The 17,055-nt window shown below is 41.4% G+C and carries 14 protein-coding genes; 12 read left to right on the forward strand and 2 right to left on the reverse strand.

Going from position 1 to position 17,055, the window contains the following annotated elements; genetic code table 11:
- The first annotated feature begins 45 nt into the window (after window positions 1–45).
- The 11 genes from KN811_RS01240 (at window position 46) to KN811_RS01290 (ending at window position 12,124) form a co-directional block, all read left to right on the forward strand.
- The gene (locus KN811_RS01240; protein ID WP_187964389.1) at window positions 46–1,752 is read left to right on the forward strand and encodes a WG repeat-containing protein; all 1,707 of its coding nucleotides are present in this window, start codon (window positions 46–48) and stop codon (window positions 1,750–1,752) included.
- 524 nt (window positions 1,753–2,276) lie between these two features.
- The gene (locus tag KN811_RS01245; RefSeq protein WP_187964390.1) at window positions 2,277–2,582 is read left to right on the forward strand and encodes a hypothetical protein; all 306 of its coding nucleotides are present in this window, start codon (window positions 2,277–2,279) and stop codon (window positions 2,580–2,582) included.
- Between the two features lie 165 nt (window positions 2,583–2,747).
- Window positions 2,748–3,134 (forward strand): type VI secretion system tube protein TssD, encoded by a 387-nt coding sequence (gene tssD, locus KN811_RS01250; protein ID WP_187964373.1) that lies wholly within the window; start codon window positions 2,748–2,750, stop codon window positions 3,132–3,134.
- 225 nt (window positions 3,135–3,359) lie between these two features.
- On the forward strand, window positions 3,360–3,755 hold the full coding sequence (gene tssD, locus KN811_RS01255) for a type VI secretion system tube protein TssD (protein ID WP_187964391.1): 396 nt from the start codon (window positions 3,360–3,362) through the stop codon (window positions 3,753–3,755).
- Between the two features lie 10 nt (window positions 3,756–3,765).
- Window positions 3,766–4,548 carry a hypothetical protein gene (locus KN811_RS01260; protein WP_187964392.1) on the forward strand — a complete coding sequence of 261 codons (783 nt, stop codon included), beginning with the start codon at window positions 3,766–3,768 and terminating at the stop codon, window positions 4,546–4,548.
- Window positions 4,549–4,552: 4 nt separating this feature from the next.
- Window positions 4,553–5,119, forward strand: a complete 567-nt coding sequence (locus tag KN811_RS01265; protein ID WP_187964393.1) for a hypothetical protein — start codon at window positions 4,553–4,555, stop codon at window positions 5,117–5,119.
- A gap of 60 nt (window positions 5,120–5,179) precedes the next feature.
- Entirely contained in the window at window positions 5,180–6,988 is a 1,809-nt protein-coding gene (locus KN811_RS01270; RefSeq protein WP_187964394.1) for a type VI secretion system Vgr family protein, read from the forward strand.
- Window positions 6,989–7,003: 15 nt separating this feature from the next.
- A complete protein-coding gene (locus tag KN811_RS01275; RefSeq protein WP_187964395.1) occupies window positions 7,004–7,792 on the forward strand; it encodes a hypothetical protein in 789 nt (262 codons plus the stop codon).
- Window positions 7,793–7,803: 11 nt separating this feature from the next.
- The gene (locus KN811_RS01280) at window positions 7,804–8,286 is read left to right on the forward strand and encodes a DUF4280 domain-containing protein (protein WP_187967769.1); all 483 of its coding nucleotides are present in this window, start codon (window positions 7,804–7,806) and stop codon (window positions 8,284–8,286) included.
- Window positions 8,287–8,645: 359 nt separating this feature from the next.
- Complete coding sequence (locus KN811_RS01285) at window positions 8,646–11,198, forward strand: hypothetical protein (protein WP_216334639.1); 2,553 nt, start codon at window positions 8,646–8,648, stop codon at window positions 11,196–11,198.
- Window positions 11,199–11,296: 98 nt separating this feature from the next.
- The gene (locus tag KN811_RS01290) at window positions 11,297–12,124 is read left to right on the forward strand and encodes a hypothetical protein (RefSeq protein ID WP_187966169.1); all 828 of its coding nucleotides are present in this window, start codon (window positions 11,297–11,299) and stop codon (window positions 12,122–12,124) included.
- Between the two features lie 22 nt (window positions 12,125–12,146).
- Here KN811_RS01290 and KN811_RS01295 read toward each other — a convergent pair whose 3' ends face one another.
- The gene (locus tag KN811_RS01295; protein WP_187966170.1) at window positions 12,147–12,581 is read right to left on the reverse strand and encodes a DUF3592 domain-containing protein; all 435 of its coding nucleotides are present in this window, start codon (window positions 12,579–12,581) and stop codon (window positions 12,147–12,149) included.
- 269 nt (window positions 12,582–12,850) lie between these two features.
- Window positions 12,851–13,222 (reverse strand): helix-turn-helix domain-containing protein, encoded by a 372-nt coding sequence (locus KN811_RS01300; RefSeq protein ID WP_187966171.1) that lies wholly within the window; start codon window positions 13,220–13,222, stop codon window positions 12,851–12,853.
- Window positions 13,223–14,041: 819 nt separating this feature from the next.
- Between KN811_RS01300 and KN811_RS01305 the strand changes: the two genes are divergently transcribed.
- Window positions 14,042–17,053 (forward strand): SusC/RagA family TonB-linked outer membrane protein, encoded by a 3,012-nt coding sequence (locus KN811_RS01305; RefSeq protein ID WP_187966172.1) that lies wholly within the window; start codon window positions 14,042–14,044, stop codon window positions 17,051–17,053.
- The last annotated feature ends 2 nt before the right edge of the window (window positions 17,054–17,055 follow it).

Consider the following 17,055-nt stretch of genomic DNA (forward strand, 5'->3'; position numbering starts at 1 on the left):
AAGAGATCTGCGGCCTTGGTTTTCGAATACTTAAAAAAAGAACCAATGAAACACTTATTTATGAGCAATAGATTTTTAAAAATAACAATACCAAACCCTATAACTATCTTTTTGTTATGGATAGCCGTTATACCCGCACAGGCTCAGGAACTTTTTTCTACCTACGGTAACTGTGCCCAAAGCACCTATGGCTATATCCATATAAAAGATTCCACGCAAAACATTGTCCCTATCTACTGTAACGCCGGCAACTTTTTCAACGGACTGGCATCCGTAAAAAAGAACGGGAAATGGGGGTTTATCGATGCTCATAATAAAGAAGCGATTGCCTTTCAATACGATTATGCTCGGGATTTTAAAAGCGGTCAGGCTATTGTACAACAAGGCGAATTTTACGGGGTCGTCAACCCGCAAGGTGAGTTTGTAATTCCTCCAAACTATTATGATCTGAAGCCTTACGAGTTGGTAGGAAAACGCTATTACATTTCCCGCGACAGCACATTTTTTGCGGGAATCATTGATGAAAACGGCAAGGAAATCCTTCCGCACCAATATACGTATGTTATGGAGTTTGAAGGATTTGTGAGTATGGGAAGCCCAAGACTTTACAAAAATATTCCTTTTTACACCATGTATCGGGAAGTGGACACAAGCCAAGGTAGTTTTTACGAACAATTCAAAGCAAATCCTTATCATTTCTCCCCTGATAAAGGTCATCAGGAAATATATGATAATAACTTCAACCAACTGGCTTCACGCAAGATCACTTCTTACAGAGAAGAATTTAACACGGACGAATTAACGAGTATCGATAACTACCTGGAAGACCATCAGGGGACGGATGTTCATCAAAAAAGGGTAGCCATCCGTCAACTACTGGAGTCACAAGAAGAATACAAACCGAAAACAGGGAACGCAGCCCCCAAAAACTTCCCGTCAACCGAAGAGGAGCTAAACCAATATATGGCCCAAATGGGATATGAAAAATTTTCAGATGAAAATGGTAAAACCGGCATTAAAAAACACGGGAAAATAATCCTGCCCGCCGAATTTAACTTGGTAAAATGGTGGGGAGCCGTACTGCCCGATCTGTCAAAAGAGCATATCCTTTATCTAAAAGAACAGTATGCTGGTAAGTACAGTTCGGAAGAAAATGACCTTTTCGAACTCTTTTGTATTCTGGCCGGTAACCAAGAGAAAGGAGCGGTATATACCATGAAAGGCGAAAAAGTATTTGAATTGGGCAAGAACAGTTTCATTGACACCAACCCCATAGGCTTTGTCTGTCAAACCACGGAACGGGACACCCTCCAACAACTTACCCAGTACAAGACCCGTCTTATCAACTGGAAAGGACAACCTATATTACCCACTGATAACTACCCAATAGTTAAGGTGCTGAATAAGAGATACCTGTTGACAAAAAGGATAAAAGAAGCGGAGCAGGGTACGGAAGAATTGATCGGGCTGTACAATGCTTCGGGAAAAACCATTATCCCCGAAGGCACCTTCGCTTTTATTGAGCCGTTTCCGGAAATTCCCGATTTCTACCTGGCCGAAAAACCAACACTTTCCCCTACTATCCCGGGAGAACAAAAGGACAGTGCACATAAAAACAAACACTTTGCCATAATTAAAGTGGAAGGAGATACCTATTCCATTACCAATGAATTTAACGCGAGTATGGTATATCCCCTCTTTTTAGGGACTGAAAATGACATGTTAAAATATAGAATAGAAAAAGAAGATTGAAAAACTACCGGAAAATGGAAAAAAAAATGGAAAATATTGATTGTTAGCATCATTGTCTATCAAATAGTTCTCACTTACCAAATGTTGGATCTTACACATTATTCTCAATGGCTTCATTTTGGGGATAGTTCAGCTGTAAACCTCTCCCTTTATTGGTTTGGTAGCAATACAACATCTCCAATGTTAAGTTCAAAATTAGTTTTAGGGGCTACATTTTTAATCCTTCTTATCATTAATTTGGTTCTGTTTACGAGGAAAGAGAATAAAAGAAACAAGAAGGTGTCAGGTGAGTAGTAGCGGCAAACTTTTGGGACAAAGGTAAGGTGCTACGCAAAGGTGAGTGAGATATATCATACAATCAAACAGTATCCCATACATAATGAATATACTTTCAAAAATATCCACCGATTTGTTTGATAACCTAACAGAGGAAAAATTCCGTTGAAAAAACAGGATAATATGTTAATCACTATCATGGCTTTTTCAGCTTCTAAAGCACTGTTTCCGGACTTATACCACCAATTATGGATGTATTTCTCCATCTTGTTGTTGACTTACCTATTGAAGATACTCCCGTACTTTGGCAATGGTCGGACACCCAGGAGCAGAAAGAAATACGTTTTACTGCATATCCTCCAAAAGACACGGAAATCACAGCTAAAAAAGCCCGGTGTGTTTCCTTTTCCGAAAGCTCCAAAGATTACCGCGAAGATGGACGGACTACTATTGAAATAAGTGTTTTTATGGAAATGGAAAATCTTCGTGCTAAAGAAGGGCTTATAGAATTAATCCCTTCCCGGTATATTGTAGAATGGTTCAATATGAACTAATGTTCTAAAAGGACAATTACTACGATCCTATGGGGAGTAATCTATTTTTTAAAGTACTATGCTTGCATAATACATTCACATTTAATATCTTGCAAACTGTTTTATAACTCAATATTTGATTTGGTATTTTTTATTTGTTAACCTTAATTTTTAAATTTTAGTATTATGTCATTTAAAGCAACATTATCTGTTGGCGGCAAGAAAGTGAACATTCTGAACGCCAACTATGACTTGGCCCAGGAAGTAGATGCTACCGGAAGGCCCTCTTCCGTAACCCGTGGAGGCCGCATTCACCTTACCGTAGAATCCACAGGAGATTCTTTCTTCTTTGAGTGGATGACCAACAACTTTGAACGTAAAAACGGTGTAATCACTTATATCAAGCGTGACACCGATGCCAAACTTCGTGAAGTAAATTTCACTGAAGGTTACCTGGTGAAATACAAGGAGAACTTCGACCACAGAGGAGATAATCCTTTGACCGAAACTTTCACCATCTCTTGCCGTATGCTCTCAAGTGGCGGTGGAGAACATATCAACGAATGGGTATAAGACCATTCCCTGGATTATTGTAATAAGCGATCAAATCAAATATTACAAGGGGAGCGTAAAACCTCCCCTTTAATTACCTTCCCCTAAAAGCTAAACCAATTCTGGATATATCTTTGTTTTTTACAAAGAGATGTGACTTTTTTGTATAAAACGGGTCACAATGAATAAAGTATAATACTTTATTTTTAGCATTTTTGCAGATAATCAATTGATAACAATCAGGATATGAGTTTCCTTGCGAAATTGACCATAGACAATGAAGAAATGGTCGTATTGCGATACCGGATGTCAATGTTACAGGACACCGACCATAGTGATAGGCCGGCGGCTGATCCCCGTGGAGGACGTATAAGAGTACTGGTAGAACTGACCAAGAGCACTTCGCTTTTTGACTGGATGCGGAACCCGAGCCAGGTGCGGGATGGAAAGTTTGTGTTTTACCGCAGGGACGGCATGTCCAAAATGCGGGGACTGGAATTTAAGAAAGCCTACTGTGTGGAATATGAAGAAGCCTTTGATTCGGACGATGCACTGCCCATGCGGGCACATATTACTATTGTAGCCAAGGAAATCAATATTAACGGTTCCAGATTCGACAAAAACTGGCCCCTATCTTTATAATTCAATGCCTATGGACATTAATGTACGCTCTATAGAAGATGCCCTGGGATGGACAGAAGACCTGGCCCGTATCGGAATTGAGGTAGACGAACTGAATTTTATATTTCAAAATCATACCGTTAATACGCGATCCCTTGTGGGGCCTGGCAAGGAAGTGAAGCAAATGTCTGATGGCCCTCCGGTAAAAGGTTTGGATTGGTATCGTGACGATACAGGCGAATATTTCTGGAATGCGGAAAAAGACCTATACGAACATTACACGTATAATAATGACGGGAGTACGAACTTCAACGGATACTATGATGCCAGTGAGTTTAATGAACCTAATGGAGATTTTGCTATTATTTTTGATCTGTCCAATGCAGAGCTTCCGGACGAATTTGACCAGGACCATACCATATCCAGTCTGGCCACACCTTTAATGCAGTACCTTTCGTTACGGGGCGAAGTGAAAATTATATCCGATCAGGAGAAATATCCCGGTGTGCGGATTTACAGTTCGGAACACATGAACGGGGCTGTTACCCTCGGAAACGTTATCTTTACGAACCCGGGAATGGAAGGCCCTTCCACACTGGATCATGAATATGGACATTACCTGGATTTTAAGCATCATTTTAATTATGATAAATCGGCCTATATTAAAGAAATAGGGCTAAAGAGTTTTTATAGTGCTACAAGGGCCACTATAGACAGGACAAGGGATCATCATTCTTCCGAAACCGAAAAAAGGGCTGATATTCTGGGAGGTGCCTGGACCGGAAACAAGAGGCTGTATTCCCCAAATAAATAATACTATGAGAATTATACACATACTAACATTTGGTATTGTTTTATTTCTGCTGGGTAGTTGTGATTTTGCAGACACCAAACTGGTTATGGAAAATGAAAGCCCCGAAAACCTACTGGTTGAAAGCATATATTTCAGGGATGAAAATGATGTTAAGGGAATCCCCTGTACCTATAATGAAATACCTGCGAACAACACTCTCCCCCTGGAATTGTTAAACCGCCATTGGGAGCGTATAATGAAAGAAGGGACCACAGGTGTTTTACAGGTTAATGTGATGTATAAAAAGGATAGGGATTCCCTGGAAAACCACTATTCCGGGAAGGGGATTCAAAACCTGAATACTTATGACCTTGAAGATAGCCTGAAAAGTAAAGGTATTTATTATAGCCAGACCTTTACACAACAAGAAATAGAGCAAAGAAAATGGACCCTGACATTTCCGGAACACGGTTTCGGAAAAGGAAAGCCTATGCAGTTAAAGACAAAGCCGAAAAGGACCCCCAACCCGGAGGTGCTCCGGCAAAAAGGGATTGAAGACAGGTGGAACAAGAAAGATTCAACGCCCAACTAAAAGATCTTTAATAAGGGAAGGGTATATCAAAACAAACTTGAGATTACAAAAAAACGGACTATGGCGATTCAAACCAGTATCAGGATCAGTATAAACGGAGAACCGATCACCAAATTCTCCAGGCTTGGGATAAAACAGGGCCTGCTTTCCCATCATACTTTTTTTGTAAGACAGCCGCTTCCGAAGGCTTTTATTACCGGGGCTATAGACAAGGCCCAGGAATATGTCGGGCAGCAGATTCATATAAAGATAGAACCCAAAAACATAAAGAGCTCCAATACCGGGCTAAACTTTAAAGGCCTCGTCACGGATGTTGATATTGACCGGAGTAAGGGTGCAGCCGGGGAAATCGTGATCTCCGGTACCAGCCCCACGATAAAAATGGATGGAGTAGCCAATACCCGGTCCTATATCAATAAGGAATTTTCAGCCATTATAGGAGATACCATGGGTTCTCACAAAGAAAGTATGAACCTGAAGATGCAGATCAACCGGGATACGGCCCTGGATTATACCGTACAATACAAAGAGAGTGATTTTGGTTTCCTGTGCCGTATGGCCCAGAAAAAGGGAGAATGGTTTTATTATAACGGAGCCGAGCTGGTTTTCGGAAAACCGCAATCGCAATCTTTTGCCCTGGTATACGGGCAGAATGTGACCCATTTTAAACGGCATATGGGGATAAAACCTTTGGGATTTCAATATACCGGATATGATCCGGAAGCAGCACAAACCCAAAAAATGAGTTCGGGGGAAATAAACTATGAAAGCCAGGGACTTGCCCAGGCCATGCTTCAGACTTCCAAACGGGTTTTCCCTGATAATGGAGCTGCCATGTACTATCATCACCCGATCACCGCAGGCAATGCTCAAAGCCATTTGCATGACAGGGTAAAGACCCAGTTGCAGGGTAAGGCATCAGGATTGGTTACTGCTAAGGGAATCTCCACAGAAACAGGGTTGCGTATCGGAGATATCGTCAATGTCAAAGAACCCAGGTTTTCCCTGACCGGGGACCTGGCGGATGGTGTAAGAGAAGAATCCTTTGGCAACTATTACGTCACTTCGATAGCCCACGTGTGCGACGAAACCGGGAATTACAGCAATGAGTTTCACGGCGTCCCCGATACGGTAGAAGCTCCGCCTTACACCAATGTACTGACCCCTCCCGTGGCAGAAACCCAACCTGCCGTGGTCACCGATAACAACGACCCCAAAGGTTTAGGCCGGGTAAAGGTCAAATTTCACTGGGATTATGAAAGCCCATGGATACGTATGACACAACCCCATGGAGGAGGCAGCAAAGGCTTTTATTTTATCCCCGAGATAGGTGAAGAGGTCCTGGTAGCCTATGAAGGCGGCAATGCTGAAAAACCATATATCGTAGGAACCATGTATAACGGCAGCCAGAAAAGCGGTTATGCCACGGCTAATAACGACCTGAAAGTGATCCATAGCCGTAGCGGTACCAAAATAAAGATGAACGATGCCGAAGGAAGTATTTTTATCGAGGACCCTTCGGGGAATACCTGGTTTATGGACGGGAAAGGCAATATCGATGTTACTGCGCCGGAAACTATTCGGTTGAACGGAAAAAATATTGAGTTGAATGCCCATGAAAATATCAAGGCCAAAGCTGGAGAAGAGATTACTAATAGTGCCAAAAATATAAGTGACAGTGCTATGGAGAACCATAATACCATGGCCCGGAATAAAAATGAAATAATTGATGAAAATATTGTTGTTAATGCCAGGAAAACCCAACACACTGCTGAAGAAGTTGCCGTAAGCAGTACAGCTAAGAACATGACCCTGTTTTCAGAAAAATCGGTGGATGTGCAAAGCAATGATAAAGTGAACCTGTTTTAATTCCGGTTTTATAAGGTGGTCCTGGAAAATATAAAAAAAGCATATGGGGTCAGGCAGAAAATCCAAAGAGATAAGCAGAAAGAAACTACCCTGCAATTCGAAATGGAGATCAGCTATACTAAGCTGGATGTGGGATGGCAGTTCGTATTGCACCGAAAAAATATGTTTGTAAATTCCGGAGGTATTCAAACCACTATGGAAAGGATGGCCTATGATTTGGGGCAGGTTATCTATCCATTGATTATAGAAAAAACAGGGAGTAAAAATATTATAAAGAGCCGTGAAAGATCATTAAAGCAGTATGATGAGGTGAAGCAGCGGGTCATGGAAAGTTATAGTGGGGATGTGGTAGAGAAATATCTTCAGTATATGGAGAAAACATTAAACGACCCAGCCCTGTTTGCCCGGTCTGTACAAAAAAAACTGTTTGTAAGCCTGTTTATGGAATCCTGTGCTATAAACCGGACCCTTGGAGAAGTTGTACAAAGAAAAATATATCTTCCGGTAAAGAAGGACAAAGCGTTAGCAACATTTAATGTAAGCCAGGTGGCAGAGAAAGATCATACCCCTTACGGAACCCTCAGGGTTACGCAGAAAGGAGAAATGGTGGCAGGCGAAGAACAACAGGACGACTTGTTACAGATCAACGAAGGCAGAAGCACAGGAAATATTGAAATTCAATACCAATGGTATAAAGATACCGGGATATTACACTCCGTAGTGGGGCGTGGAGAGCTATACTCGGAGCGTAGGGGAAAAAGATCATTTTCTATGGAAGCCTATCATTTGGCCGAACGGGATTAAAATATGTAACGATGAGCAGTGAAAAATATCTGGTATGCCAGGGGGCGCTGTGCCAGTGCAAATTTGGCACCGCACCGGACACCCTGAAAGTGAGTAGCCAGGACAAATATTATATCAACGACAGCAGTTTTTCGCAAAAACTGGTGGGAAATACAATGGATTTAGGAAGCCCTCTTCAGGCTGGCACCTTCGGTTCCTGCAAGAAGATGAACAATAACCCTTGTAAACCGGCCATTACCCAGTGGCAGAAGTTTTATGACAAGGTTACCCTGAAGAATGGAGGTATGATATTGACTGAAGAGAGTAAGGCCGTCTGTGCCGTGGGTGGCAGTCCTTGTGTAGAGTTTATGACTACCGGGCAAGTAGCGGCAGTAAGCCCCGGAAACATGGAAAAAGCCGACGAAGAAGTACAACAGGAACTGAATCCCCTGGTAGAGATAAAAAAGCTGCGTAATGTTGGCCCTTTTGAAGGTATAGTACTAAAATCGGAATAAAAATGTCTTTAGGCATCCAAACCATAAAACTTGTAGAAGGAAGTAATACGGAAGGTATTACCTTAAAGGAAGATGTGCTCATCAATGGCAAGTTACACAAACTTTTGATTGTAGAAAGAGGCAAACGCGCTCCTCTTACCACTGTACTGTCAGATACCACGCAAAATGCCCGGACAACCAACGAGCAGACCAAATGGATATTTGGTACTGCGGAAACCGAAGACGGAAGCTGGCAATACCGTTCCTGGTCCAGCGGAAAAAAAGTACCGATTGACCTGAAGCATGGCGAAAGTTTACGGGACTATGCTACGACTACATATGTTAGGATTACCGGAAATGAAAATGAAAACCTGGGAAAATTGTACTGGCTCGAAGCTTTTGTGTACCAGGCCGAATACCCGGAGAGTACCAATCCCAAAGGAATTTACGTCATTTTTACAGACGATCCAGAAGTCATGGAGGCCGGATTCGATGCAGGTAATCACAGGGTTTTCCCAAAAAAGGAAGTGTATTCCGGAGAAAAAGATATAGTTAGGTATGGCGAAACCATTCCGTTATACTTGGAAACACACAGACTTCCGGATTTAACCCTGGACTATCACAATTATGGATTATTTGAAATTACTGTATATGCTGCCAAAAATAACCAGCCTGTATCCGATACCCTGACTTTTAAGCAAAACTCCGAAAGCGACCCGGTGACCTTTAACGGATTGACAAGGATTGACCTCCCGGTACAGGAAGAGTGGAGGGATAAAATAGGTCATCAACCCAATACCAGGGAAGAGTTCTACGCCAAGATACAACCTTACCTGGAATATAATCCTAATACAACTGGAGAGAAAAAGCCGGATGAAAAATTACCCGTAGGCATATTGACCAACGAGGCTCTTACACAAATAAAATATGGAAGTAAGGCTGGGAAAGAAATGCAAGCTCCTAACGGCCAAATGGTGTTGGTGAGTTATAACAGGGCCAATCCACAGGACTTTGCTACACCCGAACAATACCACTACCTGGCCGAACAGATAAATAAAGGGACATTGATGTTGGCCTCCGTTTACCAAAAAAATAAAATTGGGGACGAAATGAGGACTACTAATACCTTTCTGGTCCCCTGGGATACCCAGGCAGATATTTTACAACGCCGGCAAACCAAAGTAGGTGATAAAATGGCAGCTATTGCTGATCTAAGCTATGGAGTGCCTGGCATAGAACCTTGTAAGTATACGGCTATAAAACTAAAAGTTGGTGATAAAGAAGAAATAGACATCTTTAACGAAGAAGGAGAAAACGGATTTAAAGACGATACACATTTGGTTTATGGAGTCATTGCCGGGGATAAGCAACCCGAAACAGTAATTATCACGTTGGACAAACTCAAACATGCCGGGACTCCTGTACAATGTCTGAAAAGTGAAGGAGAAAAACATGATTCTATACAAAAAGTAATAGGGATAGCACAAGATGCTACAGAACAATGGCTGGAAGAAGGAAAAAAGGATGATGTAACAGAAGATTCCAGAAGTAAATACAGCTTTCTGGACAACGGTATTGAGATATACCTGAAATATCCTTACAACAAAAGCTATGATAACCAGGTTCTTGATTTTTTAGCCTATAAGACCGATGCATTAAAAAATGGCATTCTTGATGAAAACCTTAAAAATATATGGGTTGTTCGATATCTGATCAGGGCTATAAAAGGAGAAAAACTATACCAACCCTATTATATTCCTGTCCATACCTGCAGGTATCCAAGCCAAGTGGTACGATTACATGTATACCCGGATATGAAATGGGTACTTAACTTCAATTATAATATTGATTCGCCATTATACTACGAAGGAACAACAGAATTAAAAGACTATTATAGCGGTTTTAATGAAGGAGATGTCAACACCAGTAACAATAATGAGCGAAAAGAGATATTGGATAACCTGGTTGCTAGTGAACTACAGCGTGATGTAGGGAGAAAGACCAGTTTTGGGCTTTATGTAGAATGTGAGATCAATGGAGGAAGCACATTTAAACTGGGAGATAAGTTTGCGGAAAAATACCGTAAAATGTTGGCTCCTCTTCTTTGGATTGTAAATAAAATAGATAATGATTTCAATATATCAGAAGCCAAGGAAGAAGATGCACGACTAAAAAGGAGTGCGAATCGTGGTTTAATGGCCCGACTTAATGCACTGCCCATGAGTTTTGAACTTTTAGCTCCTGCAGTCGGAGCGGGTATTGGTATTGGTTATGGATTAACTGATAACTACCAGGCGGGTTATGCATTAGAAGGGCGGATTATAGCTGATCCTATTATAGGAGCCAATGTAAAATTGGATATTTTAGCTTTAGGAAGTAAATTTAAACCCTGGGGAGCTATCATTGACGCATTGGACATAGCATCATGGCTTGCCAATTTTTTAAGTGGAGGAGCTGTTGAGTTAAATTATGAATTATATGTTTCCTTAACGGCAAAAATCCTCCTGGTGGGAGCCGATTCGGAGGATGATGAAAATACGCCAGCACGAGTGAACTATCATTTTAAGGATAAAAAGTATGATGGAACTATTGCCTTACAGGGAAGGTTGGAAGGAGAAATAGTGGCCAGTTCAAGTTTTAAGTATAATGTTCTGGATAAAAAAGGTAGAAAATTTAGAAATCATCGAACCAGAGACGCTAAAGAAAAAGCATTTGAATTGGGAATAGAGGCTAAGGCAGAGTCTTTTGTAACTTTGACTTTGGGTAAGAACTTTGGTAGACAGGATAATTTCGAATCTGATTTTTATTTTTCTGGAGTTAATCTTAAAATAAAGATAAAAATGGGATATAAGGGAACAGATAAAGATCTAAAGTTATTGCCCGATGTAAATAAAACATTTGATGTAATAAAAAATAAAGGTGAAGTAGAATAATGAATAAAAATAGAATCGTATCAATATTATTCGTATGCTTTTTATTTTTGGCCTGCAAGAGAAGTGAAGGCCAGAAAGAAAATATCAATAACAGTACAATGAAAACAGGAAATAAATACGCTATAGAATATGAATTTTCAGTCCCTTCTGAAATTATGATTAACGATATTGTCTTGGATATTGATTTGCAGGATGGAGCATTCGGACCGGAATTTATTAATCACTATATTCTTAATGATGGAGAGCAAACCGTAAGGATTAAATTAATGCATCCGTTTGTGGAAAGGGGAGGCAAGCTCACTCCCAACGAGGTAAAAAGATTAAGTGAAAACCTTGCCATACACAATGTTAAACCAGATGAAAATTACGAAGTTGAGGTTGTAAAGAAATTGAGTTTTCCTGAACTTAAGGATAGCGTCCCTTACATAGAACACAAATGGACATTTGAAACCAATCTGCCTTTTGAGCTTCAGGGCTGGAAAAATTCAGAAGATTTGACTCAATGGGACGAAAAGGAACTGGAAAAAGAGGTAGTAGCTAAATTTAGGCAACTGCGGGATTTATTAAATTCCGGGAATGGGGCTGGTTTTATGGAGGAAATAAAAAAATGTAATGAAGAATACTTTACAGCCAATTACTTTACAGAAGATGAAAAAAAAGAATATACGACCAATCTTTTGGATTCCTATAGTTCACTAAAGGGATTGGTACCCCCTATTCAAAATTATAACCTTAGAATTATGGGAAATGGTCGGGTGGTGACGTTGGAAAGTACAGGAAAATACAAAGGACAGTGTATTTTAACAACTGAAAATAAAGATCAGGGGTCTATTTATCAAATCTATGTAATGTTGCATAAGCCCCAGGGAGCGAAAGATTTTGAAGTAGTCAGGATAAATGGGCAAATAGCAGGGATGGAAGAATAATTCTCTGATATCAGGACTTAACTTAACCGCCTTGCTTGATTATAATATAGATTCCGGCAGTGATAACTGATAAAGAGAAGATAAGAGTAATCCAGGGAGTAATGCTTCTAAGGAAGTCCGACACGATAATAATATCTTGTAGTCTGTCTGGATTATATCTAATAAGGACCTTGTTTCCCGGTTTATAGGTTTTAAAGTTAAACCCGTGCCGATACTCAGCTGTAACCCAGGAATTGTCCATAGTTTGATATTTTATGATAGGATAGTACATGTTTAAGGTTCCGGTATACCCGGTGACAATTCCGGTTGTTTCTATCCCGTTCTTTCGTATTCTTTTATATTTCAAATACATATTTTTGTATAAGTCAACAAACTGGATTATTCCCAGCAGGAGAAATATCCATCCTGTATATAATGAATAATCAGATATTGCGAATACTACTATGATAAAGGCCATAATTGCAAAGGAATTTCAATTTGGTTTCTATCTTCTTTCTTTTTCGGGCATTTTTGCCATATCCGACAAGGGAATCAAAGAACATATTCTAAAACGAAGTTAGTCTTTATTTTTTATAAGACTTCGGGAAAATACTGATGTTGCCTTTTCAAGTTTTGCGATCTTATGAACAGACACTTTTGTAATAGAAAATGATATTTTTATTAACGCTTTAAAGTTATCATATCAACTGTCCTGAATGCAGTCGCAAAATCACCCACTACCCATTTCTAAACCGGCTCCTCTTTTATTACCTCTGCAGTCTTACTCCCTGGTTTACCATCTTCTTTAAGGGTAATGGTGACTTTCAATGTTAAACGTACCCTGTCGTATTTTGGCGTTGGAAAGTCGAAAAGTTTCGATACCGATTTATACTTAAACGCTTTTGCTAAAAGTGTCAAATGTCTGATACTATATTTATGACGTTGGATAAACGACTCAACATTACCTACAAAACTTTTCGTTACTCCCATTTCTTCGCTCAAATCTTGTTGAGTCCATTCACGGTTTTCCCGAAGTTGTTTGATGTGTAAGATAAGAAGATAGTCCAAATAGGACATTTCTTTAAATTTTGTTTCGATTATAGTCTTTTTTCTATGCATAAACTTCAAATTTTTAAACCAACATGTTGGTTTATTGGAAAATGTTTTTTATATTTGCTGTGAGATCAATTTTAAACCATTGATGATGTGATTAATACGGGTTTAATCAGCCCATAAAATATTGTTACTCCTATAATGGGAGCGAACTAACGATGTTGCTCGTTCGAAAAAAAGACCAAGCATTTCCACACGAGTCGACCGTGAGTTCGTCCAGCATTGCCAGAAATGAGTATCTTTGTGATGCCTTTCTGGCGGACGCCTCTCGCGTTAAACTTTTGTGTGGACGTCAAATGTTCTTCGGAACTATGACGGGGTTAAAGCTTGGTCGTTTTATCCCATCGAACAGAAGTGTGGGGGGCGTTTTTTTCGTACCTAACTCTTCCAGCACTTCGTTTCATCAAAACCAAAATTTATGAAAACGAAGTTTGTCAAACCATGATTACCCACTGTCCACAGCCCACTTGTAGCGGTCATTACTATTTGTGCTGATCAATAACTTGCCGCTGTCCGATAACACTAGCCCCGTGCCTATAGGAAACACGTAGTTTTGTTACAGGGACAAAGGAGGCCATGTAAGGTTATTCACATTGACTATAAAGATAGTTTTTTCCCCTTTACCCGCAAACATAACATGGGCTTTCTTAAAGCATGACGGTCGGTTTTTTAAAATGTTTAATACCTAAAAATGCCTGCCTATGACCAAAGTATAAAGATCATCCCGGCAACCTAAACACCCCTTCTGTAATAGGCTATAGCTAAATTGTTTTTCCCAGTATAGGTCATAGCGTATTTAATCACTAACACTCAAATACTAGGATTATGAAACTCACCTCATTAGCGGGATTCTCCTGCTGGTGCCCCATATATATTGCCTTAATTTTATTTAGCCTGCCTGTACGCACACATGCCTTTCCTTCAGCATTTAACCTGCAACAATATGTTAGCGGAACTGTCATGGATGAAAGTGGGTTACCCCTTCCGGGAGTAAATATTGTCATCAAAGACCGGGGAGCAGGGACCATGTCTGACGAAAACGGAAAATATACTATTGCCGTACAAGATACAGACATACTGATCTTTTCATTTGTAGGTTTTAAAACAGAGGAAATCCCTGTAAAAGGACAGACCAGTATTAACGTTCAACTGGAAGAAGACGTGACCACATTGAATGAAGTTACGGTGAATGCAGGCTACTACACGGTCAGGGAGCGAGAAAGGACAGGTAATATCAGCCGTGTCACTTCAGAAGAGTTGGAACTACAACCCGTGGTCAATCCCTTACAGGCCCTTCAGGGCCGGATGCCCGGGGTGTCCATTACCCAAAACAGTAACATACCGGGGGCTTCCGGGACGATCCGCATCCGGGGCCGGAATAGCCTGCGCTCCGAAGGCAACCTCCCTTTATATATCATTGATGGGGTCCCGGTCAATTCCAGCCCGATCACCTCTTCCGGGGGATTGCTTTCCATCAGTGAAGGGATATACCCGTTAAATACCCTGAACCTGTCTAATATCGAAAGTATCGAAGTCCTAAAAGATGCCGATGCCACGGCTATTTATGGTTCCCGGGGTGCCAACGGGGTCATCCTTATTACCACAAAAAAAGGCCGGGAAGGCAAAACCGACTTTAACCTGGGTATGTACTCCGGGGCAGGCCGGATTTCCAAAAAATTAAAACTGTTAAATACTCCACAATACCTGGAGATGCGAAGGGAAGCCTTTATTAATTCCGGGGAAACGCCTACCGAAAGTAATGCCCCGGACCTTTTGTTATGGGACCCTGACCGCCATACGGACTGGCAAGAAGAATTATTGGGACATACAGCCTTTATCACCGATATACAAGCCTCTGTATCCGGGGGTAACGCCCAAACCTCCTTTTTGTTTGGAGGAGGGTATCACCGGGAAGATATGGTATTCCCCGGGGATTTCGGATATCAAAAAATCACCGGGAATTTTAACCTGAACCATACCTCCGCCAATCAAAAGTTCCAGACCACGTTATCGGTCAATTACGGAATAGATAACCACAAGAGTTTTAACGATGGCCTGTTTATCCAAAAAGCTATTTTATTACCCCCTCATGCACCTTCTCTTTACCACGCAGATGGTACGTTGAACTGGGAAAACGGGACCTGGACCAATCCGCTTAGCTATTTAAAAAAGAGCCAGGAAGTAGATACAGACAATCTGGTAACCAATGCTGTTTTAAGCTATCAATTGGCTAAAGGGCTGACCGTAAAGAGCAACCTGGGCTATACCAACCTGCACAGCGAGGAGCTTACCAAAAATCCCAAAAGCAGCAATAACCCTGCTTCGGAATCGGAAAATTCTTCTCAACACCGCACTACAAAAAGACAATCCTGGATCGTAGAGCCTCAACTCACCTATACGACAACCATAGGAAACGGAAAACTGGAAGCCCTTATCGGGACGACGTTTCAAAAAAGTATGACCCATGTCCGGTCTATCACCGGACAAGGCTATGCCGAAGAAAGCCTTATTGGCAACCTGGCAGCAGTGGACGAGCAAAATGTCCTTTTCCAGGAAGATACCGAGTATGCCTATACGGCCATTTTCGGAAGAATAGGTTATCAGTGGAAAAGAAAGTACTTTTTGAATCTTACCGGTCGCCGGGACGGTTCTTCCCGCTTTGGTCCAAATAATCGCTTTAGCAATTTTGGTGCTATTGGCGGAGCCTGGATATTTTCCGAAGAACTTTTTATTAAAAAAAAGATTCCCTTCCTGAGTTTTGGGAAATTCAGGGGGAGTTACGGGACTACGGGGAGCGACCAAATCGCAGATTATGGCTATTACGATACCTATCGTCCAACCCGGGGTACAGGGGGATTATACCCGACCGGGCTGGCCAATCCCGATTATTCCTGGGAAGTCAACAAGAAACTGGAATTTGCCGGGGAGCTGGGATTTTTTAACGACCGGCTGATGTTTACGGCCAGTTGGTACCGCAACCGTTCTTCCAACCAACTGGTGGGCTATGCCCTGCCGGCTATCACCGGGTTTACCTCCATACAGGCTAATCTCCCGGCCACAGTAGAAAATACCGGGTGGGAACTGGAACTGTTCTCCAGGCTATTTCAAACGGATGATTTTACCTGGAATACTTCGCTGAATATAAGTTTTCCTAAAAATACCCTGGTCGCTTTCCCGGATATCGACAACTCCTCCTATGCGAATACCTATAAAGTAGGTGCGTCCCTGAACAGTGTGCTTTTATACCAATCTCTCGGGGTAAATCCCGAAACCGGCCTATATGAAGTAGCGGATACCAATACTGACGGGCGTTATGATTTTGAAGACAGAACAGTTGTTAAAGATTTAGGCCAAAAATACTTCGGAGGCGTACAAAACACGATCCGGTATAAAAACCTTAGTTTGGATTTCTTTATGGAATTTGTAGGACAGGACGGCCGGAATACACTGGCCCTGTTCAGACCTCCGGGACGGAATATGGAAAACCAGCTCCCCGGGGTATTAAACCGATGGACGCAACCCGGTGACCAGGCCTATATGCAACAGTATTCCATAACCTCCACCGCAAACATGGCCTATGAAAGGGCGGCAGGTAGTGATATGGCCATTAGTGACGCTTCTTTTTTACGTTTAAAAACCATCTCCCTGTCCTATCGTATCCCCTCGGTCTACACCGAAAAGATAGGACTAAATGACTGTAAAATATACCTGCATGGGCAAAACCTGTGGACTATAACCAGGTATAAAGGGCCGGACCCGCAATCAGCTCCTGCCGGAAGCCTTAGTTATTTACCGCCCTTGCGAACGATTACCGCAGGAGTTCAACTTCACTTTTAAAC

This window comes from Sinomicrobium weinanense, assembly GCF_018863395.1.
In the GTDB taxonomy this organism is placed as follows: Bacteria; Bacteroidota; Bacteroidia; order Flavobacteriales; family Flavobacteriaceae; genus Sinomicrobium; species Sinomicrobium weinanense.

Excerpts from the sequence above, each read along its gene's own strand:
- KN811_RS01290 (WP_187966169.1), top strand. The coding sequence starts at position 11,297 with ATGAAAACAGGAAATAAATACGCTATAGAATATGAATTTTCAGTCCCT.
- KN811_RS01300 (WP_187966171.1), bottom strand. The coding sequence starts at position 13,222 with ATGCATAGAAAAAAGACTATAATCGAAACAAAATTTAAAGAAATGTCC.
- KN811_RS01305 (WP_187966172.1), top strand. The coding sequence starts at position 14,042 with ATGAAACTCACCTCATTAGCGGGATTCTCCTGCTGGTGCCCCATATAT.
- KN811_RS01240 (WP_187964389.1), top strand. The coding sequence starts at position 46 with ATGAAACACTTATTTATGAGCAATAGATTTTTAAAAATAACAATACCA.
- KN811_RS01295 (WP_187966170.1), bottom strand. The coding sequence starts at position 12,581 with ATGGCCTTTATCATAGTAGTATTCGCAATATCTGATTATTCATTATAT.
- KN811_RS01245 (WP_187964390.1), top strand. The coding sequence starts at position 2,277 with ATGGATGTATTTCTCCATCTTGTTGTTGACTTACCTATTGAAGATACT.
- KN811_RS01270 (WP_187964394.1), top strand. The coding sequence starts at position 5,180 with ATGGCGATTCAAACCAGTATCAGGATCAGTATAAACGGAGAACCGATC.
- KN811_RS01260 (WP_187964392.1), top strand. The coding sequence starts at position 3,766 with ATGGACATTAATGTACGCTCTATAGAAGATGCCCTGGGATGGACAGAA.
- tssD (WP_187964373.1), top strand. The coding sequence starts at position 2,748 with ATGTCATTTAAAGCAACATTATCTGTTGGCGGCAAGAAAGTGAACATT.
- KN811_RS01280 (WP_187967769.1), top strand. The coding sequence starts at position 7,804 with ATGAGCAGTGAAAAATATCTGGTATGCCAGGGGGCGCTGTGCCAGTGC.
- KN811_RS01265 (WP_187964393.1), top strand. The coding sequence starts at position 4,553 with ATGAGAATTATACACATACTAACATTTGGTATTGTTTTATTTCTGCTG.
- tssD (WP_187964391.1), top strand. The coding sequence starts at position 3,360 with ATGAGTTTCCTTGCGAAATTGACCATAGACAATGAAGAAATGGTCGTA.